This window comes from Serratia sp. TSA_105.2 (assembly GCF_052692115.1).
Genome location: NZ_JBQZFT010000012.1, coordinates 71,156 through 92,705 on the forward strand (window position 1 = coordinate 71,156; position 21,550 = coordinate 92,705).

Annotated in this window: 29 protein-coding genes; 8 read left to right on the forward strand and 21 right to left on the reverse strand. The window is 57.3% G+C overall.

All coding sequences use genetic code 11. The annotated features are described in order from the left end of the window. Positions 1-59: 59 nt before the first annotated feature. Entirely contained in the window at positions 60-878 is an 819-nt protein-coding gene (rlmA, locus tag ACUTSC_RS22700) for a 23S rRNA (guanine(745)-N(1))-methyltransferase (protein ID WP_443003403.1), read from the reverse strand. Between the two features lie 161 nt (positions 879-1,039). Here rlmA and ACUTSC_RS22705 point away from each other — a divergent pair, with 161 nt between their 5' ends. After that, the gene (locus ACUTSC_RS22705; RefSeq protein ID WP_445653554.1) at positions 1,040-1,756 is read left to right on the forward strand and encodes a polyphenol oxidase family protein; all 717 of its coding nucleotides are present in this window, start codon (positions 1,040-1,042) and stop codon (positions 1,754-1,756) included. Between the two features lie 52 nt (positions 1,757-1,808). Here ACUTSC_RS22705 and cspE read toward each other — a convergent pair whose 3' ends face one another. The 3 genes from cspE to ACUTSC_RS22720 all read right to left on the reverse strand — a co-directional run bounded on the left by cspE (position 1,809) and on the right by ACUTSC_RS22720 (position 3,893). After that, entirely contained in the window at positions 1,809-2,018 is a 210-nt protein-coding gene (cspE, locus tag ACUTSC_RS22710) for a transcription antiterminator/RNA stability regulator CspE (protein WP_002221949.1), read from the reverse strand. 41 nt (positions 2,019-2,059) lie between these two features. Beyond that, positions 2,060-2,176, reverse strand: a complete 117-nt coding sequence (locus ACUTSC_RS22715) for a DUF2627 domain-containing protein (RefSeq protein ID WP_002211058.1) — start codon at positions 2,174-2,176, stop codon at positions 2,060-2,062. A gap of 682 nt (positions 2,177-2,858) precedes the next feature. Then, a complete protein-coding gene (locus ACUTSC_RS22720; protein ID WP_445653555.1) occupies positions 2,859-3,893 on the reverse strand; it encodes an MBL fold metallo-hydrolase in 1,035 nt (344 codons plus the stop codon). 220 nt (positions 3,894-4,113) lie between these two features. Between ACUTSC_RS22720 and ACUTSC_RS22725 the strand changes: the two genes are divergently transcribed. Then, positions 4,114-4,404 carry a hypothetical protein gene (locus ACUTSC_RS22725; protein WP_107226343.1) on the forward strand — a complete coding sequence of 97 codons (291 nt, stop codon included), beginning with the start codon at positions 4,114-4,116 and terminating at the stop codon, positions 4,402-4,404. A gap of 46 nt (positions 4,405-4,450) precedes the next feature. Here the strand turns inward: ACUTSC_RS22725 and ACUTSC_RS22730 are convergent, their stop codons facing one another. The 3 genes from ACUTSC_RS22730 to ACUTSC_RS22740 all read right to left on the reverse strand — a co-directional run bounded on the left by ACUTSC_RS22730 (position 4,451) and on the right by ACUTSC_RS22740 (position 6,601). After that, entirely contained in the window at positions 4,451-5,812 is a 1,362-nt protein-coding gene (locus ACUTSC_RS22730) for an amino acid permease (protein WP_443003405.1), read from the reverse strand. A gap of 175 nt (positions 5,813-5,987) precedes the next feature. Beyond that, the gene (locus ACUTSC_RS22735; RefSeq protein ID WP_004927680.1) at positions 5,988-6,224 is read right to left on the reverse strand and encodes a DUF4060 family protein; all 237 of its coding nucleotides are present in this window, start codon (positions 6,222-6,224) and stop codon (positions 5,988-5,990) included. A gap of 74 nt (positions 6,225-6,298) precedes the next feature. After that, complete coding sequence (locus ACUTSC_RS22740) at positions 6,299-6,601, reverse strand: phage protein NinX family protein (protein WP_004927682.1); 303 nt, start codon at positions 6,599-6,601, stop codon at positions 6,299-6,301. Positions 6,602-6,771: 170 nt separating this feature from the next. Here ACUTSC_RS22740 and fos point away from each other — a divergent pair, with 170 nt between their 5' ends. Continuing rightward, entirely contained in the window at positions 6,772-7,179 is a 408-nt protein-coding gene (gene fos / locus ACUTSC_RS22745; RefSeq protein WP_197767874.1) for a fosfomycin resistance glutathione transferase, read from the forward strand. 39 nt (positions 7,180-7,218) lie between these two features. Here fos and ACUTSC_RS22750 read toward each other — a convergent pair whose 3' ends face one another. After that, the gene (locus tag ACUTSC_RS22750) at positions 7,219-7,497 is read right to left on the reverse strand and encodes a YebO family protein (RefSeq protein WP_197767875.1); all 279 of its coding nucleotides are present in this window, start codon (positions 7,495-7,497) and stop codon (positions 7,219-7,221) included. A gap of 81 nt (positions 7,498-7,578) precedes the next feature. After that, positions 7,579-7,737 carry a PhoP/PhoQ regulator MgrB gene (locus ACUTSC_RS22755; protein WP_004927688.1) on the reverse strand — a complete coding sequence of 53 codons (159 nt, stop codon included), beginning with the start codon at positions 7,735-7,737 and terminating at the stop codon, positions 7,579-7,581. A gap of 161 nt (positions 7,738-7,898) precedes the next feature. Between ACUTSC_RS22755 and ACUTSC_RS22760 the strand changes: the two genes are divergently transcribed. Continuing rightward, entirely contained in the window at positions 7,899-8,132 is a 234-nt protein-coding gene (locus tag ACUTSC_RS22760; RefSeq protein WP_049202099.1) for a YobH family protein, read from the forward strand. Positions 8,133-8,172: 40 nt separating this feature from the next. On the opposite strand, the gene ACUTSC_RS22765 is transcribed toward ACUTSC_RS22760, so the two are convergent. Further along, entirely contained in the window at positions 8,173-8,412 is a 240-nt protein-coding gene (locus ACUTSC_RS22765; protein WP_004927692.1) for a DUF2766 family protein, read from the reverse strand. A gap of 182 nt (positions 8,413-8,594) precedes the next feature. Here ACUTSC_RS22765 and ACUTSC_RS22770 point away from each other — a divergent pair, with 182 nt between their 5' ends. Together ACUTSC_RS22770 and ACUTSC_RS22775 are read left to right on the forward strand one after the other, a co-directional pair. After that, positions 8,595-8,807 carry a YccJ family protein gene (locus tag ACUTSC_RS22770; protein WP_004927694.1) on the forward strand — a complete coding sequence of 71 codons (213 nt, stop codon included), beginning with the start codon at positions 8,595-8,597 and terminating at the stop codon, positions 8,805-8,807. A 448-nt stretch (positions 8,808-9,255) separates the two neighbouring features. Continuing rightward, positions 9,256-9,642: a helix-turn-helix domain-containing protein gene (locus ACUTSC_RS22775; RefSeq protein WP_063990191.1), complete on the forward strand. Its 387-nt coding sequence runs from the start codon at positions 9,256-9,258 to the stop codon at positions 9,640-9,642. A 21-nt stretch (positions 9,643-9,663) separates the two neighbouring features. Here the strand turns inward: ACUTSC_RS22775 and ACUTSC_RS22780 are convergent, their stop codons facing one another. The 5 genes from ACUTSC_RS22780 to lysM form a co-directional block, all read right to left on the reverse strand. Further along, a complete protein-coding gene (locus ACUTSC_RS22780; RefSeq protein ID WP_197767876.1) occupies positions 9,664-10,017 on the reverse strand; it encodes a DUF1304 family protein in 354 nt (117 codons plus the stop codon). A 427-nt stretch (positions 10,018-10,444) separates the two neighbouring features. Beyond that, positions 10,445-11,386, reverse strand: coding sequence for a pirin family protein (locus tag ACUTSC_RS22785; RefSeq protein WP_197767877.1), 942 nt, complete (start codon positions 11,384-11,386; stop codon positions 10,445-10,447). A gap of 105 nt (positions 11,387-11,491) precedes the next feature. Continuing rightward, positions 11,492-11,656 (reverse strand): hypothetical protein, encoded by a 165-nt coding sequence (locus tag ACUTSC_RS22790; RefSeq protein WP_197767878.1) that lies wholly within the window; start codon positions 11,654-11,656, stop codon positions 11,492-11,494. Positions 11,657-11,679: 23 nt separating this feature from the next. Then, positions 11,680-11,967 carry a hypothetical protein gene (locus ACUTSC_RS22795; protein ID WP_197768055.1) on the reverse strand — a complete coding sequence of 96 codons (288 nt, stop codon included), beginning with the start codon at positions 11,965-11,967 and terminating at the stop codon, positions 11,680-11,682. A gap of 134 nt (positions 11,968-12,101) precedes the next feature. Then, on the reverse strand, positions 12,102-12,548 hold the full coding sequence (lysM, locus tag ACUTSC_RS22800; protein ID WP_107226346.1) for a peptidoglycan-binding protein LysM: 447 nt from the start codon (positions 12,546-12,548) through the stop codon (positions 12,102-12,104). A 228-nt stretch (positions 12,549-12,776) separates the two neighbouring features. Between lysM and ACUTSC_RS22805 the strand changes: the two genes are divergently transcribed. Both ACUTSC_RS22805 and ACUTSC_RS22810 read left to right on the forward strand, forming a co-directional pair. Continuing rightward, positions 12,777-12,968, forward strand: coding sequence for a YdfD/YebW family protein (locus ACUTSC_RS22805; RefSeq protein WP_004934567.1), 192 nt, complete (start codon positions 12,777-12,779; stop codon positions 12,966-12,968). A gap of 123 nt (positions 12,969-13,091) precedes the next feature. Next, complete coding sequence (locus tag ACUTSC_RS22810; protein ID WP_197767879.1) at positions 13,092-13,316, forward strand: biofilm development regulator YmgB/AriR family protein; 225 nt, start codon at positions 13,092-13,094, stop codon at positions 13,314-13,316. Positions 13,317-13,557: 241 nt separating this feature from the next. Here ACUTSC_RS22810 and ompC read toward each other — a convergent pair whose 3' ends face one another. The 6 genes from ompC to ACUTSC_RS22840 all read right to left on the reverse strand — a co-directional run bounded on the left by ompC (position 13,558) and on the right by ACUTSC_RS22840 (position 21,369). Beyond that, positions 13,558-14,640, reverse strand: coding sequence for a porin OmpC (gene ompC, locus ACUTSC_RS22815; protein WP_443006851.1), 1,083 nt, complete (start codon positions 14,638-14,640; stop codon positions 13,558-13,560). A 568-nt stretch (positions 14,641-15,208) separates the two neighbouring features. Further along, positions 15,209-16,192, reverse strand: a complete 984-nt coding sequence (gene astE, locus ACUTSC_RS22820; RefSeq protein ID WP_197767880.1) for a succinylglutamate desuccinylase — start codon at positions 16,190-16,192, stop codon at positions 15,209-15,211. A gap of 10 nt (positions 16,193-16,202) precedes the next feature. Next, positions 16,203-17,543: an N-succinylarginine dihydrolase gene (astB, locus tag ACUTSC_RS22825; RefSeq protein ID WP_197767881.1), complete on the reverse strand. Its 1,341-nt coding sequence runs from the start codon at positions 17,541-17,543 to the stop codon at positions 16,203-16,205. Between the two features lie 52 nt (positions 17,544-17,595). After that, a complete protein-coding gene (gene astD / locus ACUTSC_RS22830; RefSeq protein ID WP_197768048.1) occupies positions 17,596-19,068 on the reverse strand; it encodes a succinylglutamate-semialdehyde dehydrogenase in 1,473 nt (490 codons plus the stop codon). Continuing rightward, positions 19,068-20,102: an arginine N-succinyltransferase gene (gene astA, locus ACUTSC_RS22835; RefSeq protein ID WP_197767882.1), complete on the reverse strand. Its 1,035-nt coding sequence runs from the start codon at positions 20,100-20,102 to the stop codon at positions 19,068-19,070. Before astA ends, astD begins: the two co-directional genes overlap by 1 nt. 52 nt (positions 20,103-20,154) lie before the next feature. Continuing rightward, positions 20,155-21,369, reverse strand: a complete 1,215-nt coding sequence (locus ACUTSC_RS22840) for a bifunctional succinylornithine transaminase/acetylornithine transaminase (protein ID WP_197767883.1) — start codon at positions 21,367-21,369, stop codon at positions 20,155-20,157. Positions 21,370-21,550 lie beyond the last annotated feature (181 nt).

Here is a 21,550-nt window from a genome sequence, read left to right on the forward strand (position 1 = left end):
TCGCTCTGCAAAAAAACCTGCCGCGGCAGGTTTTTTTGTTTCTGGGCTCAGTGCGCCTGTTAAGCGCGGCGTCGGTACAGCGCCAACGCGAAATCCGTTTCGCACACGAACTCGACGCCATCCGCCAGCCGCTGCTGCACCTCCGGCGTGGCGCGCCAGGCGAACGGCGTCATCTGCAGCAGGTTGGCAGCCTGCGCGCCCGGCAGAGTCATCGTGTAGGCCAACGCCTCTTTACGCTCGCACTCGAATCCGTCGAACTGCTCGTCCTGTTCGGCATGCAGCTGCACCTGCTGGTAGACCTGCTCTTTCAACTGGTACAGATGACGCGGGCCCGGCGAAACCGTCACCACCACGCCGCCCGGCTTCACCACCCGCGCCAGCTCCTCTGCCTTGCAAGGCGCATAAATGCGCAAGACCGCATCCAGCGCCCCGTCGGCGAACGGCAGACGGTGGCTGGAGGCGACGCAGAACGAGACCGCAGGATAACGTTTGGCGGCGTAGCGGATCGCTACCTTGGCGACGTCCAGCCCATAGACCGCCATATTGCGCTCCTGGGCCAGCCGTGCGGCCACGGCGGCGGTGTAATACCCTTCCCCACAGCCTATGTCCAACAACGCGCCAGCATCGGCCGCCAGCGCCAAAGCCAGCCACTCGGCCACCTGCTGCTGCAGCGGTTGATAATAACCGCCGTCGAGAAACGCGCGCCGTGCCTGCATCATTTCCGCGCTGTCTCCCGGCTGCTTCGATCGTTTGTGCTGCACCGGCAGCAGATTGACGTAGCCTTCTTTGGCTTGATCGAACTGATGATTGCCGTCGCAACGCCAGTGTTGTGATGAAAAATGCAGCGGTTGATGACACAGAGGGCATTGATAAGACATGAATGGGCTTCCAGAAAGACAGGGCGCGGCTAGTCTAAAGAAGGCGTCGGCTCGATGCAAGGCGCATCCCCGCTCGCTTTCGCCGCCAACAACGCCTGGCCAAGCGGGGAAAAAGCTGGCTACACTGAGAGTCTGTTTTCTCACGCAGGTGAACATAACTTATGAGCGATCGTTCCGCGCTGCTCGATGCGGTGCCCCACATTCAGCACGGCTTCGGCAGCAAACTCGCGCTGCTGCCCGGGCATCTTCTGCCCTACAGCGCCACGCTGCCGGAAAAAAAACAGGTGCACGGCACCCGCATCGTCGACGTGCTGCAACCGGCGCAGGCATGCGGCGAGGCCGATGGTTTCTATACTCGCCAGCCCGGCATTCTGCTCAGCGTACTGACGGCGGACTGTCTGCCGGTGCTGTTCAGCCGCCGTGACGGCGGCGCTATCGCGGCGGTACACGCCGGCTGGTGCGGGTTGCTGGACGGCATTCTGGAACAGATGGCGGCCCGCATTCGCCAGGACGGCGACGCCGCCGATTGGGTAGCCTCTATCGGCCCTGCCGCCGGCCCGTGCTGCTACGAAGTCGACGAAGCGCTGGTGGAAAATTTTAAACAGCGCCTGCCGCTACCCGCCACGCTGATCAGCCCGCATTACCGTCATCTCGATTTGGCCGCAATTGCCGAATACAAGCTGACGGCGCTCGGCTTCGCCGCCGTTGACCGCGCCGGCAGTTGCACCATCTGCACGCCGGACGTCGACCCGCAGCGGCCGCAGCGCTTCAAGTACACCAGCTATCGCCGCAATAGCCACCGGCGCGCGCAGGATCCGACGCATCCGGGGATCAAAGGCCGCAACCAGTATGCCGGCATCATCATCGCCGCCGAATGACGGAAACGAAAAAGCCCGCTCGAAGGCGGGCTTTTTGTACAGCTGACGCTGATTAGATAGCAGTAACGTTTACTGCAGATGGGCCTTTCTGGCCATCTTGGATTTCGAACTCAACGTTCTGGCCTTCAGCCAGGGTTTTGAAGCCGTTACCCTGGATTGCAGAGAAGTGTACGAACACGTCTTTGCTGCCGTCAGCCGGGGTGATGAAACCGAAACCTTTAGACTCGTTGAACCACTTAACTTGACCTTTGATCTTTGCCATCTTGAGTATTTCCTTTGGATTGTTTAAACCGCCCGAGGGCGTTACATAGACAAACTAGAGTCGTTACTGCTTGAGGCACTAAGATAAGGATCGGCAGAGAAGCGGTATTCAACGCTAACGTCTTTACTCAGAACTTCTTTACTGAAAATGCCACACATATACAGAACTGTACCTCGTTTTACCCAGATGCGTTATCACATACTCTGTATGCGATGGCAAGCCATTTTTAATCACTGAACGACATGTCGCACATATTTGAAACGGTCGAGCGCCACATTTGCTTAAATAGGCCAAAAGATGTTGAAGCATCGGCTATTTTCTGCTTGCCAAAAACACGGCGCCAGACCCCGCATTCTGATAGCGTTTTAACAAAACTTTCATCGTTTTGACGCATCTCCTTCTCGGCATTTTCGCTTTTTCATCGCTTATAGCGTTAAAAAATTTGAATCTTTATGGAATGTCATATGCAACATTTGAATATCGATGAACGGGGGCCAATTTATTCAATGATCCTCCGCTCCTTTACCGCCGGAGAGCCCATTCATCGTCGGCCTTCAGCCCTGCCCCCTCAGGGTGTGAACCCTATCGCGTCGGAAGCCGGAGGTGACGTTGGTACAACAGGCAACGGTTGCATAAGCATGCAACGTCCTGGCGCCGCTCCCGCTGGCCGGTTGTTTCATCCTAAATAATCCGAAAGCCATGACTCTGAATAGCCGGAATAACCTTGTGAATAGCAAAAGAGCAGCGCTGAATTAAATCCTGAAAATCGGGTGGTTATTTGAATCGCCACCCGTACTTATCAATTTTGCTAATTACTGCCACGCTTTCAAACCGTTGCTCTTATTCTTTCCCCTGCCCCACAGGGCGAAGAGAGAACGCTTGCGGTGAGTCCTGCAACGCGATGCGCTCGCCAATCTTTAGCGGGTGGAATTGATGCTGCTCCAACCCTGCCTCGTTCAGCGCCAGGTTCAGCTGCTGCGGCGGTTCGTCGAGCGATTCGTCCGCCAGTTCGAATACCCCCCAGTGGATGGGAATGGCACGCGGCTGATTCAGCTCGCGATACAGCGTCACCGACTGCTGCGGATCCATATGCTGTTCCTGCATGAACCAGCGCGGCGCATAGGCGCCAATGGGCAACGCCGCCACGTCGAACGGTCCCAGCCGTTGACCGATTTCCGCCAGCTGCGCCGAATAGCCACTGTCGCCGGAAAAATAAAACCGCAGCGCCGGATGATGGATCACCCAACCGCACCACAGCGAGCGATTGCGATCCCACAGCGTGCGCATGCTCCAGTGCCGCGCCGGCGTGGCATAGACCGTCAGTTCGCCCAGCGGCAGGCTCTGCCACCAGTCCAGTTCATGCACCTTCAGCCGATAGCGGCGGAACCAGCGCTTCAAGCCGAGCGGCACGATAAACTCGGCCTGTGGGAAGCGCCGCGCCAGCTGCCGCACCGTGCGCCTGTCGAGATGGTCATAGTGATTATGGGAGACCAGCACCACATCCACCGCCGGCAGTTGTCCCACCGTCAGCGGCGTCGGCGTTCTGCGCTTCGGGCCGTAGAAGCTCAGCGGCGATGCGCGTTCGGACAACACCGGGTCGATCAGAATATAGCGGCCGCCCAGCCGCAACAGCATTGACGCATGCCCCAGCCACCAGATGCTGTCATCGCTGCCGCTGAGATCGGCAGGTTGCCACCAGCGCTCGGTAAATTGCGCGTAGCCCTGCTGCGGCGGCTTGGGCAGCCCCTGCCGCTTGCGCTCATCCTGCCAACGCTGCAGGTCGCCCTCCTGGCGCTGCGAGGGTTCCGGGTTACGAAATCCCTCCGGCGTGTGATGCGCCTTGGCCGCGTCGTAATAACGGTTGATTCTTTTCATCCAGCCTTTTCTCCCGACCACTGCGCCCTGCACGGGCATGACTTTCAGTGTAACAAACCCGATGAAGCTCGCACTTTGTCAGCCGTGCGCTGCATCTCGGGACCTTTTGCCTTATGCTGTTGTCTCACTCCGGTGAGACAGCCAGGGCCGCCAAGAGCCCGTTAAGACTCTCTTAAGATCTTTGTGATTGACTTGTAGGGCATACAGAAAAGGAGAAGTTATGAGTCGTTCTACATCCCGCAAGCCAGGCTCAAGCCTGGGGCGCCGTATTCGCAGCGCGCTGCTGGCGCAGAAGCAATACTGGAAAATGTATTTCGCCATGAAGTTGCGCCGTCTGCGCGTACCTGCACCGCTGGTGGTGCTGGGCGGTTCGCTGCTCGGATTCTTCATGTTGACCCTGCTGATGCTCAGCGTGGTGGTCATCGATGTGATCAGCACCCTGCTGCTGCTGTGCCGGAAACTGCTGGGGCGCAGTCACGGTGAGGGACGCGCCTTTATGCCGCGCGGCTGACGAGAAGAGAAGCGGAGGCGCGGCATACGCCTCCGCAGCACACAGATTAACGCTTGGCGTCTTTGCGGCGCGTCAGCATAAACCCGCACCACAGTACCGCAATCCACACTGGCATCAGCAACACCGAAATGCGGATCCCTTCGCTGAAATACATAATCACCAGAATCAGGCCGAGGAACGCCAGACACAGGTAGTTGCCGAACGGATACCACAGCGCCTTAAAGCTGGGAATGACGCCCTGGCGGTTCTTCGCCGCGCGGAATTTCAGGTGCGCCAGGCAGATCATCACCCAGTTGATCACCAACGTTGACACCACCAGCGCCATCAGCAGCTCAAACGCCTTGCCGGGCATCAGGTAGTTAATCAGCACGCCAATCGAGGTAATCAACGCCGACAGCGCGATGGACAGCACCGGCACGCCGCGTTTATTCACGCGCGTCAGCGCCTGCGGCGCATTGCCCTGGCTGGCCAGCCCGAACAGCATGCGGCTATTGGCGTAAACGCCGCTGTTGTAGACCGACAGCGCGGCGGTCAACACCACTACGTTGAGCACGGTCGCCACCAGATTGCTGTTCAGCGCATGAAAGATCAGCACGAACGGGCTGCCGCCCTCCACCACTTGCCCCCACGGATAGAGCGACAGCAGCACGGTCAGTGAGCCGATATAGAAGATCAGAATGCGGTACACCACCTGATTGGTGGCTTTGGGAATGCTGCGACGCGGATCGGCGGCCTCCGCCGCGGTGATGCCGACCATTTCCAGCCCGCCGAACGAGAACATGATGACCGCCATCGCCATCACCAGCCCGGAGAAGCCATGCGGCATAAAGCCGCCCTGCTGCCACAGGTTGGTGATGCTGGCCTGCGGGCCACCGTTGCCGCTGACCAACAGCCAGGCGCCGAACACGATCATGCCGACAATCGCCACCACTTTGATGATGGCGAACCAGAATTCGGTTTCGCCGTACAGACGCACGTTCACCAGGTTAATCAGGTTGATCAGCACGAAGAACAGCGCGGCGGAGGCCCAGGTGGGGATCTCCGGCCACCAGTACTGAATGTAGATGCCGACAGCGGTCAATTCCGCCATGCCGACCAGAATGAACATCGCCCAGTAATTCCAGCCGGAAAGGAAGCCGGCGAAGTCGCCCCAATATTTATAGGCAAAGTGGCTGAAAGAGCCGGCGACCGGTTCTTCCACCACCATTTCGCCCAGCTGGCGCATGATTAAAAACGCGATAAAACCGCCGATGGCGTAGCCCAACAGCACGGCGGGGCCGGCCATTTTAATGGTTTGCGCAATGCCGAGAAATAAACCGGTACCGATGGCGCCCCCGAGGGCAATAAGCTGTATGTGTCTGTTTTTTAAACCGCGTTTTAGCGGAGTATCCTGATGCTGACCGCCCATCTTATCCTCATATGGCGTACACCCTTGCCGCTATCGGCCAAGATTTCACCAATCAATAAATGTATCTGCGGGCGGTTTTTTAACACTTAACCCCGTGAGCATCAAGGAGAAGCGCCCCGAGACGGCAGGCCGGAGCGCGATTTTTTTACCGAGAGAAAGCGGATAAGGGCAGCGTTTAGCCAGGCATTCCGCACAGTTTGGTCAGGTTGCGCGCGCCGATCATCAGCGTGGCGACATAAGATTGGCTACGCGTGACCACTTCCACCGCCACGCGATCGTTTTGATATTTTATCAGGTAGGTCGAGGGCCAGCCCTGACGGCGCTGGCCGAAACTTTCGGCATGACGATCGATCGCCGCATGGGCAATCACCAGATGAGACAAGTTTTTATCACCTTTGATAATGCGCTTCATAAACAGCCTCCGCCAACGACAGTTCTGTTATTAGAAAAAGGAGAAACTCTTACCAATCACCGGTATTGTTCGACTCAGTTAGCCTGTCGGCTCATCAGGAAGCAGATCATCGCCGCGCGCAGCGGGCTGGCGCTGTCCGCCTGCCATTCACCGCCCTGGGTGCTCATGCGTGCCTGCCACTGCGGGCTGTCGCTTTGGTTGTCGGGGTTCAGACTGATTTTGTTGGCGCAAATGATCGGCCAGGCATCGGAGGGATTCTTGCAGTAATCTTTACCTTTCACACCACCGTAGGGATACCACTTGTCCGGGTTCTCCCCGGTTAGCAGCGCGATGCTGCGGTTCACTTCGGCATCGCTTTCTTCGTACCATTTAATCATCGGCTTTATCCATCTTTCGTAAGGTTCGCGCTACATTACGATGTCTGTACGACAGTTTTATGACAGCGCCGCCGGTTTTCACATTATCTCTACTAATGCTTTGTCCCCTTTATCTTTCCTTAGCGCCTGCGTACACTTTTCCCTCTGTTCAGCGCCCAGGAAATGCATGCATGTTGACCGGCCTCAATCACCTGACGCTCGCCGTCAGCGATCTCGATCGCAGTTTCGAATTTTATCGTCATCTGTTGGGGTTTACCCCGCACGCCCGCTGGCAAGGCGGCGCCTATCTTTCGTTGGGGCCGTTGTGGCTGTGCCTGTCGCTGGATGAATCGCGTACGCAACAACGCGAGCGCGATTACACTCATTACGCTTTCAGCGTAGCGCCGGAACACATTGAGCGGGTCAGCGAGCGGCTGCGCCAGAACGGCGTCAAAGAGTGGAAAAGCAATCGCAGCGAAGGCGAATCGCTCTATTTTCTCGATCCTGACGGGCATCAATTGGAGATCCATGCCGGCGATCTGGCCAGCCGCCTGGCGGCATGCCGGGAAAAACCGTATCAGGGCATGGTGTTTTACTGAGGCGCCCCGGCGGCGCTGCCGCCGGCCGGAGCATCATGCTTAACGTTCGGGGATAAAACCTTTGAAATCCAGCGCGGGGCTGAGATCGTCGTCGTCAGCAGCATCGCCGCCATCAGCACCAGCGCGGTGCGCCAGGCGTTTCAACAGCGCCGTTTGTTGGCGTTGTTGCTCGGCAATCTCCTGCAGCAGACGAATCTGCTCGTTGGCGCGCACGCTGGCGCGGTTCACCAGAAACCAAACCCACAGCCCGGCCAGCAACGCCACGGCGGCGAGGGCCAGCGACAACAGGCCGTTCTGGCCAAAACCTAAATCGTACATGGACAACCCTATCTACTGCGACATTCAGGCCGCCATCTTAACACTCGCGGCGGCCGTGCGAACATCCCCGCCAAAAATTGCTTACCAGGGCACGAAGCGGGTCACCGAACAGATGCCCAACGCAAAATTTCCACCATCGTCGCAATAGCTGTCCAGCGCCAGCAGGTAGAAAAACAGGCAGGCAGCGACGGCCGTCATTATCACGAGGATTTTTTTTCGCAACAAATTTAGCAGCCTCATTGTTATCTGGGTAATCTATCGCGCATGTTATCACAACGAAGTTAAACGAAGTTTAACTTGTCGTTTAGATTTCTGGCTATCGCCCGGTTTTCAGACTGTTACCCTTGCTCTCGCAGAGGTGCCGTGGCTAGATGCCCTCTCAGGGACAACGAGGAAGCACAATGAGCAGATTGATTAAGTGGGTAGTGGTGTTGGCGGTAATTTACGGCGGCTTTTTGATCTCGGGCTACGGCGTGCTGATCGGTAGCAACAAAAACGTTGGCGGGTTGGGATTGCAGTGCAAATACCTGACGGCGCGCAACGTGGCGATCGCCCAGTATGTGAATGGCGACAACGGTTTCATCGGCGTAGCCGACTGCCCGCTGTTCAAGAAAATCGAAACGGTGGTGGATTAACCGCCACCGCCCGACGCCGCCGCTCTGCGGCGGCCCCGCCTCAGTTGCGGGTAAACTTCATTTCGATCAGCGCAATCGCCTTGTCAATCGCTCGGCGGGTCACCGGATCGGCACCTGCAGGGTGCGTGGAGAAATCGATGCTTTTGAGCTGACCCGCCATCTTGTCGCGCACTTCGGTCGGCGCAATCACGTCGATAACGTCCAGAATCTGTTTGATGACCAGTTGGCAAGCGACCAGATCGGAAGCCAGTTCCTGCTCGTTGCTCAGCATGTCAGACATAATAACTTTCCCTCTTGATTCAAACGCCGCACAGAATAGCATGACGTCCGCGCCATTGCCCGCTATCCCCATTTTTTTCCCCCTTCTGCGCACCGCCGGGCAAAAGCCTGCGGCGGATTAGCCTATACTTGCAGCATGACAGTGGTAAAACCACCCACAGCCACAACCAACAGGAGAAAGTTATGGCGAATCACAATGTGAAATCCTGGGCGACAGTGCGTGAAACTTCGGTGGAAATCGCCGAAGCCATTTTTGAGCTGGCAGGGAACGACGAAGTGTTGGCGCAGAAAATCTGGGAAGAAGGCAGCGACGAAGCGCTGGAGAAGGCCTTTGCCAAAACCACCGCCGACCAGCTTTATTGGGGAGAGGAAACCGTCGAGCGGAAAAACGTTTGAGCGGTTACGCAACAAAAAGCCCGGGTTTCTGACCCAGGCTTTCCCGATTAGCGATCGCCCCGCTCAGCGGCGTGCAATGTCTTTTGCTCTCACGGTTCTTCACCTCCTACACCTTCCGCATTTTTCATGTTCATCACCGGCATCGCCATAAAAGCGCCGACGCCCACGATTACAACCAGAGTAATAATCACTGTCATTAACATGCGATCACCCCATCAACGTTGAGTTGTTACGGCTGACTCTGTTTTGGCGGTTACTTGCTGCGGCCTGCTTTGCGTCCCCCACCGCGGCGGCGACAGTCTCAGATTAGCCGTTTTTCCTTTCGGCTGACAAGCGGCGGTTAAACGGTTTTTCCGAATAATTTCCCCCCCGTCACCGGCTGCGTTTTTGTCCACGGCGGCAAGTTGTGTATACTTCACCGCTATGTAGGTCTCACACTGACGCACTGATGATACAAGAACACCACCTCTCGTTGGTCTGCGCCCTCAGCAAATGGGTCGAAACTCACCTCGGACGAGTGATCCATCTCGAAGAGCTGGCCGAATATTCCGGCTACTCGCTGTGGCACATGCAGAAGTTGTTCAAAGAAGCGACAGGGATTTCGCTCGGCAAATACATTCGCGAACGCCGTCTGGCCGGCGCGGTCTATCAACTGCGCAGCAGTGAAGCGTCGATCTTCGATATCGCCCTGGACTTTGGCTTCGGTTCACAGTCCCACTTCACCTACATGTTCAGAAAGCGTTTTAATATCACGCCCTATGATTTCCGTCAGGACTTGAGCGTCGATCTGCACATCGCTCCGCCTTTGCACGTCATTCACCAAAAATCCGCCTGACGCCCGCCGCAAACCGACGGGTTAACGCGCCCCCCAGACAGCCAGTATCGCGATCGCGGCCGGCAGCGCCTGCACCCACAGAATTTTGCGGCTGGCGGTCAACCCGCCGAACACCCCGGCCGCCAACACACACCCGAGAAAGAACAGCTGCAGTGCCATATCCCCACGCCAGTAGCTCCATACCAACCCCAACGTCAGAAAGCCGTTGTACAACCCTTGATTGGCGGCCAACACTCGCGTGGCTGCGGCGAACTCCGCCGTCGTGCCGAATGCGCGCCTGCCGAGTGGCGTACGCCACAAGAACATTTCCAGCACCAGGATATAAAGATGGAGCGCTGCGATGAGCAGCAGCAAAATATCGGCAAACAGCTTCATGATGGTCCCTGTCATTTATTTAAGATGTCATTAATTATAAACGCTACCTCTCACCTCCCCATCGGCGGAGATAAAAAAACCCGCCGAAGCGGGTTTATGCAGGAGTCATTTTCTGAGGTTAGTTTAATACGGCGACCAACAATGCCGCGACAGAGACCCAAAACAGCGCCGTGGCAACCACGACATGGGACAGTCTTGCACGATAAAGTACCTGGCTCATAATGACCTCACTGACATCTGACTAACGGGAGACAACTTGACTTCCTGAGGATTATCCTAAACTTCTTCTCGTTGTCATTATTTGCGCCAGATCACTTTTCCGCCGAGAAACCTTATATTGTCGTAAAGCTGGAGCCGCGATCACACTAATTACGCCTTATTAGAGCGAAATAAACCGAATAATCGCGGCGATTATAGCCGAACGCTATCAAACATCGCTCCAGGGCAGGCGCGGTGCGGTCATGCGCTCACCAGAATAACCGCTAACCGCCGGGAAACGCGGTGCGCCTTGTTCCCAATCATGCTGAGCCCGAGTAATTTCAGCCTTGGTATGGCCAACGAAATTCCACCAGATAAGGATCTCTTCGTTTAATGGCGCCCCACCGATCAATAATCCCCGGCTGCCCTTCTGCGCACTTAACCCAATAGAGTTATTCTTCATGCCCAAATAGGCGAACTCATCAGGTGAAAAGGTTTCACCATTAAGTTCAAATGCACCAATAAGGGGCAAAAAGCCGACTTCATCATCATCGCGCAGCGGCAATTCGATTCTCGCCGCTTCCTCCCATTCCAGATCAATGGCGATTAATGGCGAAAGAGTAAACACCGGTGAACGGTAAGCGCCAAATTCCCCGACCAACAAACGGTGATTCACGCCGTTATTCTGCCATTGCGGCAAGTCAGGATAATGATCGAAGCGTGGCGCCATATTGGCATGTTCGGCCGGCAGCGCGATCCATAATTGCGCAGCATGCAATCGCCGTTGCTCACCCACCGACTGTTCCGTATGCGCAATGCCGTGCCCTGCGGTCATCAGGTTAACCTGACCCGGGCGAATCACCTGCTCACTGCCGAGGCTGTCTCGGTGCAGCACCTCCCCCTCTATCATCCAGGTGAACGTTTGCAGCCCGATGTGCGGATGCGGCCCCACATCCATACCGGGCGAGGCGCCGTTGAATACCGTCGGCCCGGCGTGATCGAGAAAACACCAAGCGCCAACGGTACGCCGCTCCCGAGTTGGCAACGCACGGTTGATCGGAATGCCTCCCACTTCGGCGTTACGCACGGCAATACGTTGTATCTGGCGCACGCCGTCAACGACGGGGCACTCGCGTGAAGGTGAAGAGAGCGTAGGACGTGACTGACTCATCGCAAAGACCTCCTGAATGGCGCCGATTCGCCAAGGGTAACCGCCCAAGCTTAACACAGGACAGATCCCCGACAGAGCGGCGACGCTCAGGCGCGTTCGCGCGGATCAGGACGCTTTGATATAGCAGCTCTTGATGTCTATATCGTCGTGCGCGTGCCTGAGATCGGAGAAAAAGGTCACGCCAAAGAGAATTGATACCACCAGCAGCACGGACACCAACAGGCCGATGATCGCCAGCAGTTTGGTTTCATCATGGAGATTAGGCTCCATTTTATCTCCCCTAGTTAATCGCGTCAGGTCACCCACAGCGTGACCGCCAGCGTAAAGATAATCAGTGAGCAGGACGCCACCGCCAACACGACGATCGCAAATTGCGCATCACCCAAGGTTTCTCGATAATTTTTATCCGTTGAGGCGTTACGCTGTTGTTTCACTAAATCGGTTTTCACTCGTTCAACTGCTGCATTGCTGTTTGACGGGGCAAAACATCCCCTCAGAATAAGGCGCCAACGTTGCCGCCTTGGTCGTTCCGGCCTCAACCGGGGGATGACGCTATCAATTTTCCCCATCAGGGTCAACACCACCCCCTCCCGGCGAGCGAGCAGGGACACAGGGGAGATGTAACTGGCATGGGGATCGCAGAGAAATAAGAGACGCCTATTGCAGAGGACAAAAAAAAGCCCGGTACGTAACCGGGCTATGGCAAGCCAACGCGTTATTGCGGGATACGCAACACCTGCCCCGGATAAATCTTGTCCGGGCTCGACAGCATCGGCTTGTTGGCTTCGAAAATCTTGTTGTACAGATTGGCGTTGCCGTACATCTCTTTAGAGATCGCGCTCAGCGTATCGCCCTTCTTCACGGTATAGAAGCGGCTCTCGGCATCGGATTGCGCCACCGCCACCTTGTCTTCCACGCCGCTGATACCCGCCACGTTGCCAATCGCCACCAGAATCTTCTCTTTTAACTCCTGGCTGACGGCGTCGCCGGTCACTACGGCTTTACCATCGATCACCTGCACCTCGACTTTGTCGGTGCCCGGCAAGCCGCTCTTATCGAGATGCTCCTTGAGTTTGGCGCCTTGATCTTCGGCGGAGGCATTGCCGGTGACTGTGTCCCACAGTTTTTCTCCCGCTTCTTTGACGAAGTTAAACAAGCCCATATTCACTCCTTTTGATGGTTTCACTAATGCGTTTAAGTAAGGCTTGTTAAGCTTAGCATCGACAAAAGGATATGCCATCCGCTCACGGCGTCAGAAACGGTTAGAGTATTCCGAAAGTGTCGTCAGCGGCGTTTCAATGGTGATTAATCGCGCAATGATGCTGAAAAATCGCGCTTTTTTACCTACACTGTTGCAGACAAGGCAACTCGACGAAGGAGGCGTGCAACGATGTACGCATTGGTGATGTTTGTCTGTTATCTGGATGGTGGCTGCAGTGAAATGGTGGTCGACATATTGCGTGACGAGCCGCAATGCCTGGTCGCGATGAAGGAACAGAACTTGCGACATGCCGGCTGTTATCCCATGGAAGAGTTTATCGACGGTTTCTGGTTGCCAGCCAGCGAATATTCGGATTTTTAATTCCCTCCCCGCGCGATGCTGAGGAATTTCTGATTTCATCGGAAACTTCGTCTTCCTCCGAGGCATAAGGCCGCTGTTTTGCTAAATTGCGTCTCCCGAAGAAGAGAGAGGCAGAGAAAGGTCATGCCAGCACCGGCTCATTCCAACGAGCAATATGAAACTCTGCTGCGCGACGTCAGCCTGGCGTTAGGCGACGCAGTATTGCAGTTAATCCAAAACCATAAAAAAGTATCCGGCGGCAATATTCTTTCACAGCTGGTGAACGAAATAGAGCGTGAGCAGGATCAGCAACGTTTCGCCGCGCTGCGTTCCGCCATTGAGCTGGTCGGGTTGGCGCCCAAAAGCTGAGATCCCGATAAAACAAAGGCGGGGCTTGCGCCCTGCCTGAGGTTAATGACAAACCTGATGGCATTGCCAGGTTTATCGAAGAGAACATTTAAAAAAGAAAAATCAATTCATTGATTTTCGGCGGCTCACCACAGAGAAGGAAAAACCACGCTTTTCCCTTTTTTGTCAGCAAGCTAAGGCAGGGCTTGCGCCCTGCCTGATTACCAATCCCGACACAGGATGAAGGTAATGAAATTGCCGCTTAGAAGCGATACGTCAAGCTGACGGCAACGATATCATCGTTGGCCAGTTTCAGTTTGTTATCGTCGCTCAGCTGGTTGATTTGATAATCGACGTAGGTGTACATATTTTTGTTGAAGTAGTAAGTCGCCCCCACTTCCACGTATTTCACCAGGTCGGCATCACCGATCCCTTCGATATCCTTGCCTTTGGACTGCACGTAGGCCACGGAAGGACGCAGGCCGTTCTCGAATTGATACTGGGCCACAACTTCGAAGTTTTGCGTTTTATTGGCGAAGCCGGAAGTGCCATTGACGCTGATCGGCGTCATGTTACGGGTTTCGGCATACATCGCAGCCAGGTAAACCTGGTTGGCGTCGTATTTCACCGCGGTGGTCCATGCGGTGGCGCTGTCGCCCTTACCATACTGCAGCTCTTTCTGCTTGCTGGTGCGGTTGGAGTCAGAGAACGCCGCCGCTACGCCGATGCCGGAACCGCCGATGTCCTGATAGTCCAGAGACAGGCCGTAACCGTCGCCGTTTTGCTTGCTGACGCTGCGGCCGTCGCCGTCGTTTTTACCCTGGTACTGCACCGCCAGGTTCAAGCCTTCCACCAAGCCGAAGAAATCACGGTTACGGTAGGTGGCCAAACCGTTGGAGCGGGCGGTCATAAAGTTATCGGTATAGCTGTAGGAGTCGCCGCCGAATTCCGGCAGCATGTCGGTGTAAGCCTCGGCATCATAGACCACCCCGTAGTTGCGGCCGTAATCGAAAGAACCGTAGTTGCCGAACTTCAGCCCCGCGAAGCCCAGACGCGTTTTGGTGCCGGCGGTGCCCTGCGCTTCGTCGTGATTGGCCTGAACGTTGTATTCCCACTGGCCGTAACCGGTCAGCTGGTCATTGATTTGCGTTTCGCCTTTGAAGCCCAGACGAACATAGGTCATATCGCCGTCGTTGGATTTACTGTCGCTGAAATAATGCTTGGCGTTAACACGGCCGTACAGGTCGAGTTTATTGCCATCCTTATTGTAGATTTCAGCCGCGTTGGCGAAGGAGGTGATCGCCCCGAGGGCGACAGCTAAGGCTAATACACTGCGTTTCATCATTTATTTTCCTAGATATTATAATTAGAACCCTGCCCGTCACGCCCAATTTATAATTTGGGCTGTGATTTTATCTTTTGGTATTTTATGAGCTCCCCTAATGCGGGGGTGATGTGACATTAGCATCATGAATCAAAACTTAAAATCAAAAAGTTCATGAAACAACGAGGAGAAAGCATGTTTATTTGTAACTAAATATTACAAAAAAGAAACCACTCAACTCATTGAATATAAGAATATTTTATCACATAAGTTATAACCAAAATGGTGCATCGCACCAAAATAGTGCATCTTGGTTTCGTTTTGCGTGCTTTCTGCGCGATTCAAAAGTAACAACAAAATTAGCATGGTTATTAAAAACGTTACTTATTTCACATTTTTATCTTAACAAACTCACCAGGCAATTAAGGCTTTCAGCTAATCATCTGGCACTGCCTTTTATTCATTCGCATAAATGAATATCTTCGGAACGAATAAAATTCGCCTTACTGCAATTAAAATAGCGGTAAATAGCAGAGTAAAATAATGAAGGGAATAACGGCGGCGCGCTGACGGCGCCGCCGTGGATAAATCAATACAGCGTAGAGCGGGAAACCTCGTTCAACAACATACCGGCGCGCAGGCCCAGCGCCACATTGGGGTTAGGGAACAGTATCCACGCCCCCTCTGGGCCAACGCGATAGTCCTCCTGCGGCTGCTCGCACAGCAACATGCCCGGCTTCAGTTCGGTGAAATTGGCCGTGTCATCATCCAGGTACAGCTTGAACTCTTCGCTGTGCTTGATCAACGAGTGCATCACGCGGAAAACCCGAATCTCGTCGCCCGCACGCGCCGGCAATGCCCCCTCGCTGACCGCCGCCCGCAGAGCGCGATCGATGGCGGCGAACTGCTGCAGATCGTTGCTGCCGAACGGCCGCGCTTTGCCCAACTCGAGCGTACAGCTCGCCGCATTAAGATGTTCACTGGAGTAATGGCTAAAAGTCCCGCCCGGCGCGCTGTGCACCACCAGCGCATCCAAATCGGCGGCATCCAACAGCTTCAACATCGGCTCACTGTACGGGCGTTTCTGGAAGGGCAAAATGCCGAAGCGTGGCAACCGCGATTCACGGATGGCGGTGTGCAAATCGTAATGGAAACGCGCCGCCTGTTCCCCATCGAAAAAGGCGGCAAGCGTACGCTCCAGCTGCTGTGCGCGCACGGTTTCGCCGCTGGCGGCGAAGTTGCGGTAGCGGCCGCCGAACATGCGGTTCATATCGCTGTGCAGATAACGCTTGCCGGCCCGCATCGCCGCCGGATTGCCCAGCACCACCAACAGCCGCACCCTCAGCGGCAACCGGCCGGTCAGCAGGTCGCCGACCAGCTGATTGAGCAGTTCGATCGGCGCGGTTTCGTTGCCGTGCACGCCCGCCGACATCACCATCGCCTGGCTGTATGGCTGCCGCGGCGTGAGCTCCAGCACCCCTTCCCCCTGCCAGCGCCAGCGCAGCAGTGGCGTTTCACCCTGCCATTCGACAGGTTCGTTCCCTTCCAGCGTCAGGGGCAGTAGATCGATCATGCCGCCTCCCTTAGCGTTGGAATGGATAGATGGAACCAAGACCGAGGATCGACGTCAGCGAATCCAGCGCCTCGCGCCCTTCGCGCAGCAACAGCGGATCGGCCAGATCATCTTGCGTCAGGCGATCGCGGTAATGGCGATCGACCCACTCGTTCAACGTTGTGAACAGCCGATCGTTCATCATCACGCGCGGGTTCACCGCCCGCAGCTCCTGCTCGTTAAGCGCCACCCGCAGCCGCAGGCAGGCCGGGCCGCCGCCGTTGCGCATGCTTTCGCGCAGGTCAAACACGCGGATTTCATCGATCGGGCCGCCGCTGCCGACCATGTCGTTCAGATAACGCCACACGCCGGCGTGCTGGCGCGACTCTTCCGGCACCACGATCATCATCTTGCCGTTCGACTTGGTAAGAATTTGGCTGTTGAACAGGTAGGTCGCCACCGCGTCCGCCACCGAGACGCGCTCCGTCGGCACTTCTATCGCCACCAGCTCGCTGTCCAGCGTCGCCATCTTGCGGCGCACTTCATCCAGCGCCTGTTGCTGGCGGTAAAACGCCTGCTGATGGTGGAACAGCACGTTCTGGTTGCTGACCGCAATCACGTCGTTATGGAACACGCCCTGATCGATCACCGCCGGGTTTTGCTGCACGAAGACCGTATGCTGCTCGTCCAACTGATGCAGGCGAGCGATCGCCTCGCCGGCTTCGCGCGTCTGGCGCGCCGGATAACGCGCCGGTGCCGTTTCGCCGCCGAACTCCTGCCGACCGTAGACGAACACCTGCACGCCGCGCCTGGCGTAGTCGCCGCCCAAACGGTTGTGGTTGGCCGCCCCTTCGTCACCGAACAACGCCACCTGCGGCAGCGCCTCATGGTGGGCGAAATGCCGATCGTCGCTGAACATCGCCCGCAATACGGCGGTGGTGGTTTCTGCTTCGATGGCGCGGTGGAATTTGTTATTCAGGTTGGCGGCGGTGAAATGCACCTTGCCGTCGGCGCTGTCCGCCGAGGGCGACACGGTGGCCGCATTGGCGGTCCACATGCACGACGCCGAGCTGAGCGCCGACAGCAGGCGCGGCGACTGACGCATCGCCTGCGCCAGCACCGCCTCATCGCTGCCGCTGAAGCCCAGGCGGCGCAGCATCGGCAAATGCGGCCGTTCCTGCGGCGGCAATACCCCTTGCTGGAAACCGAGATCGGCCAGCGCCTTCATCTTCAGCAAACCTTGTTTCGCTGCCAGCTTCGGGTTCGATACGCTGTTTTGATGCTGCGTCGACGCCTCGTTGCCGAACGACAGCCCGGCATAGTGGTGCGTGGGCCCCACCAAACCGTCGAAATTGACTTCATATCCTGACATGTTCATCCCCTGGGGATAGCGTGCGGCGGCGCCATCGCGCCGCCGCAGACGATTAACGGAACGACAAGCCCGGCGAGAGCGTCGCCGGCAGCGACAGGCTTTCGCTTTCCAGCGAAGCCATCGGCCAGGCGCAATAGTCCGCCGCATAGAAGGCGCTTGGGCGATGGTTGCCGGAGGCGCCCACGCCACCGAACGGCGCCGCGCTGGACGCCCCGGTCAGCGGCTTATTCCAGTTGACGATGCCGGCGCGCGCTTCCAGCAGCAATCGCTCGAACAGCTCGCGCTGCGGCGATACCAGCCCCACCGACAGGCCGTAGCGCGTCCGGTTGGCCAGCTGCAGCGCCTCGTCGAAATCGCGATAACGCACGATGGTGGTCAACGGCCCGAAGTACTCTTCGTCCGGTACGCCGGCCACGCCGGTCAGATCGACGATGCCCGGGCTGAGCAGCGAGCTACCAGGCTCCAGCAGGCGCATGGTCAGCAGCGATTTGCCGCCCAACGCCAGCAAGTGTTGCTGCGCTTTCAGCATGTTTTCCGCCGCGGCTGCCGACACCACCCCGCCCATGAACGGCTGCGGTTCGGCATCCCAGCGGCCGACCTGCAGTTCGCCCGCCACCTGGACCAAACGCGCAATAAAGGCATCGCCTTCCGCCCCCTGCTTCACCAGAATACGGCGTGAGCAGGTGCAGCGTTGGCCGGCGGAGATAAACGCCGATTGGATAGCCAGGTTGACCGCCGCATCGCGATCGTTGAAACCGTCGACGATCAGCGCATTGTTGCCGCCCATCTCCAGCGCCAGGATCTTTTCCGGCTGCCCGGCCAATTGGCGATGCAGGTGATAGCCGGTACCGGCGCTGCCGGTGAACAGCAGGCCATCGATATCCGCACTGGCCGCCAGCGCTTCGCCGGTTTCGCGGCCGCCTTGCACCAGATTGATCACCCCGTCCGGCAGACCGGCCTGCTGCCACAGCTTCAGGGTCTCCTCGGCGGTCAGCGGCGTCAGCTCGCTCGGTTTGAATACCACACAGTTACCGGCCAACAGCGCCGGCACGATATGGCCGTTCGGCAGATGGCCGGGGAAGTTGTAAGGCCCGAACACCGCCAACACGCCGTGCGGACGATGGCGCAGCACCGAGGCGCCGTCGGCCATCGCCGTCTGACTAAAGCCGGTACGCGTCTGATAGGCCTGCAGCGAAATGCCCACCTTGCCGATCATCGCCTGAATTTCGGTCAGCGTTTCCCAGCGCGGTTTGCCGGTCTCGCGGCTGATGGTTTCCGCCAGCGACTGCTTGTGTTCTTCCAGCAAGGCGGCGAAGCGTTTTACCAACTGTTCGCGCTGCTCGAACGGCGTACGTGCCCAGGCCGGGAACGCGGCGCGTGCGGCCTCGCAGGCGGCGGCGACGTCGTCGGTATCGGCGGCGTTAGCGCGCCACAGTGGCTGGTTGCCGACCGGATCGGCCTTGCCGAACTCGGCGCCGCGGCCCTGCCGCCAGACGCCGTTAATCAACAGTGCAGGATGAGACATCATGCTTTCTCCTGTGCAATAAGGGGGAGTACCCGCACCGGGCTGCCCTGCTCGACGCCCAGTGCCGCAGCGGTGGCGGCGTTGATATGCAGGCGGTCGTCATACAGTTCGGCATTGACCAACAGTGCGCGGTAGTTCTGATAGTTGTCGTTGGCCACCAGATGCACCGGCGCATCGGCGCGCATCGGCGTGTCATCCAGTACCACTTTCACCAGGCGGCTCTGCTTCACCGCGCGGATGTGGTCGATCTCGGCTTCCAGCGTCGGGCCGCCGTCGAAAATATCGACGTAGCCCTGATAGCTCAGGCCTTCCGCCTCCAGCAATCGGCGCGCCGGCAGGGTTTGCGGATGCACCTCGCCGATGACTTTCTGCGCGTCTTCGGCCAGGAAATCGACATACAGCGGGTGTTTCGGCATCAGCTCGGCGATAAACGCCTTTTGCCCGGTGCCGCTCAGGTAGTCCGCCTTGGCGAACTCGATGGAGAAGAAATGACGCCCGACGCTCTCCCAGAACGGCGATCGGCCGTTTTCATCGGAGAAACCGCGCATCTCGGCGATCAGGCGCCGGGAGAAACGCTCACGGAACGCGGCAATAAACAGGAAACGCACCTTCGACAGCAGCTTGCCGTTCTCGCCGTGACGATAATCCGGATCGAGGAACAACGTGCACAGCTCCGAATGGCCGGTGTGGTCGTTGCTGAGGAACAGCGTCGGCACCGATTTATAGACGTTCAGCTGTTTGGAAGCGTGCACCTGCGTGCCGACGCGGAAGCTGTACCAGGGTTCCGCCAGGCCGACAGCCACTTCGATCGCGCAGACCCCGACCACCTGACGGCGCTCGCTGTCTTCCAACACGAACAAATAACACTGGTCACTTTGCGGAAGTTCGCCTTGCCAGGTTTTTAACGCCCGCTCAATGCGTGCCGACAGGGTATCTTCATTTTGCGGCAGTGAAGTGAGACCGATGCCGGATTTACCGGCCAGCGTCAGTAAATCCGCCAGATCGCGACGCTCTATAGGGCGAATAATCATCATAATGCGAACCTCTTCTGAATCAGGCTGCGCCGGTGAAGGCGCAGCCCGCTGATTAGCTGCAAATGCGCGCCACGGCGCGCGCGAATCGCGCCAGCCCCTCTTTCACATCCTGCTCAGGGATGATCAGCGACGGCGTGAAACGCACCACGTCCGGGCCGGCGATCAGCGCGATAACGCCTTCTTCATTGGCCAGTTGGGTGATCTGCTTCGCTTTGCCGGCATAGTCTTTCGTCAATTGGCAGCCGATCAGCAAACCGCCGCCGCGGATCTCGGCGAAGATCGGGTACTGGCGGTTGATGTCGTTCAACCCGTCGATAAACCACTGTTGACGCTGTTTGACGCCTTCCAGCACTTCCGGGGTGTTGATGATGGAGAACACCGCCCCCGCCACCGCCGTCGCCAGCGGGTTGCCGCCGTAAGTGGTGCCGTGGGTGCCGACGCCCAGCGTTTTCGCCAGTGCATCAGTGGTCAGCATGGCGCCGATCGGGAAGCCGCCGCCCAGCGCTTTGGCGGTGGTCAGCACGTCCGGCACCACGCCGTACTGCATGTAGGCATACAGATGGCCGGTGCGGCCGACGCCGGTTTGCACTTCATCGAAGATCAGCAGCGCATTATGACGATCGCACAGCTCACGCAGCCCCTGCAGGAAACTGGCTTCCGCCGGCAGCACGCCGCCTTCGCCCTGGATCGGCTCGACGATCACCGCACAGGTGCGATCGTTGATAAGCTCGGCCGCCGCGGCCAGATCGTTATACGGCGTATGGGTGATACCGCCCGGCAGCGGCGCAAAATCCTGCGAATATTTTGGCTGGCCGCCGGCGGACACGGTAAACAGCGTGCGACCGTGGAACGCGTTGTTGAACGCCACAATCTGATCTTTACCGGCGCCGTGCTGGTCGTGCGCATGCTTGCGCGCCAGTTTCAGCGCCGCTTCGTTGGCTTCAGCGCCCGAGTTACAGAAGAACACCTTGTCGGCGAAGGTGGCGTCGATCAGCTTTTTGGCCAGGCGCAGCACCGGTTCGTTGGTATAGCCATTGCCCAGATGCCACAGTTTGCCCGCCTGCTCCACCAGCGCCGCCTTGACCGCCGGGTGCGCATGCCCCAACGCGTTAACCGCGATGCCGCCGGCGAAATCGATGTAAGACTTACCCTGCTGATCCCACACCTGCGATCCTTCTCCCCGCACCAGAATAAAATCGGCAGGGGCATAAACCGGGACCATCCAGTCATCGAAAGACTGGCGGGTAACTGCGATTGGCTGTTCCATAGTGACCTCATAATCTCAGCAAAGGCTGAATTTTGACTGTAAGGACCGTTCAAGCCCGGCTAGGCCGCCACAATGAAAAAAAACCGTTGTTCAAAACCGACTTTCCCGGCGGAGAAAATGCTGTCCCTTACCGCTGATTTAGAAACAAATCTGTTACATAAAATCGATTTTTCACTATTTA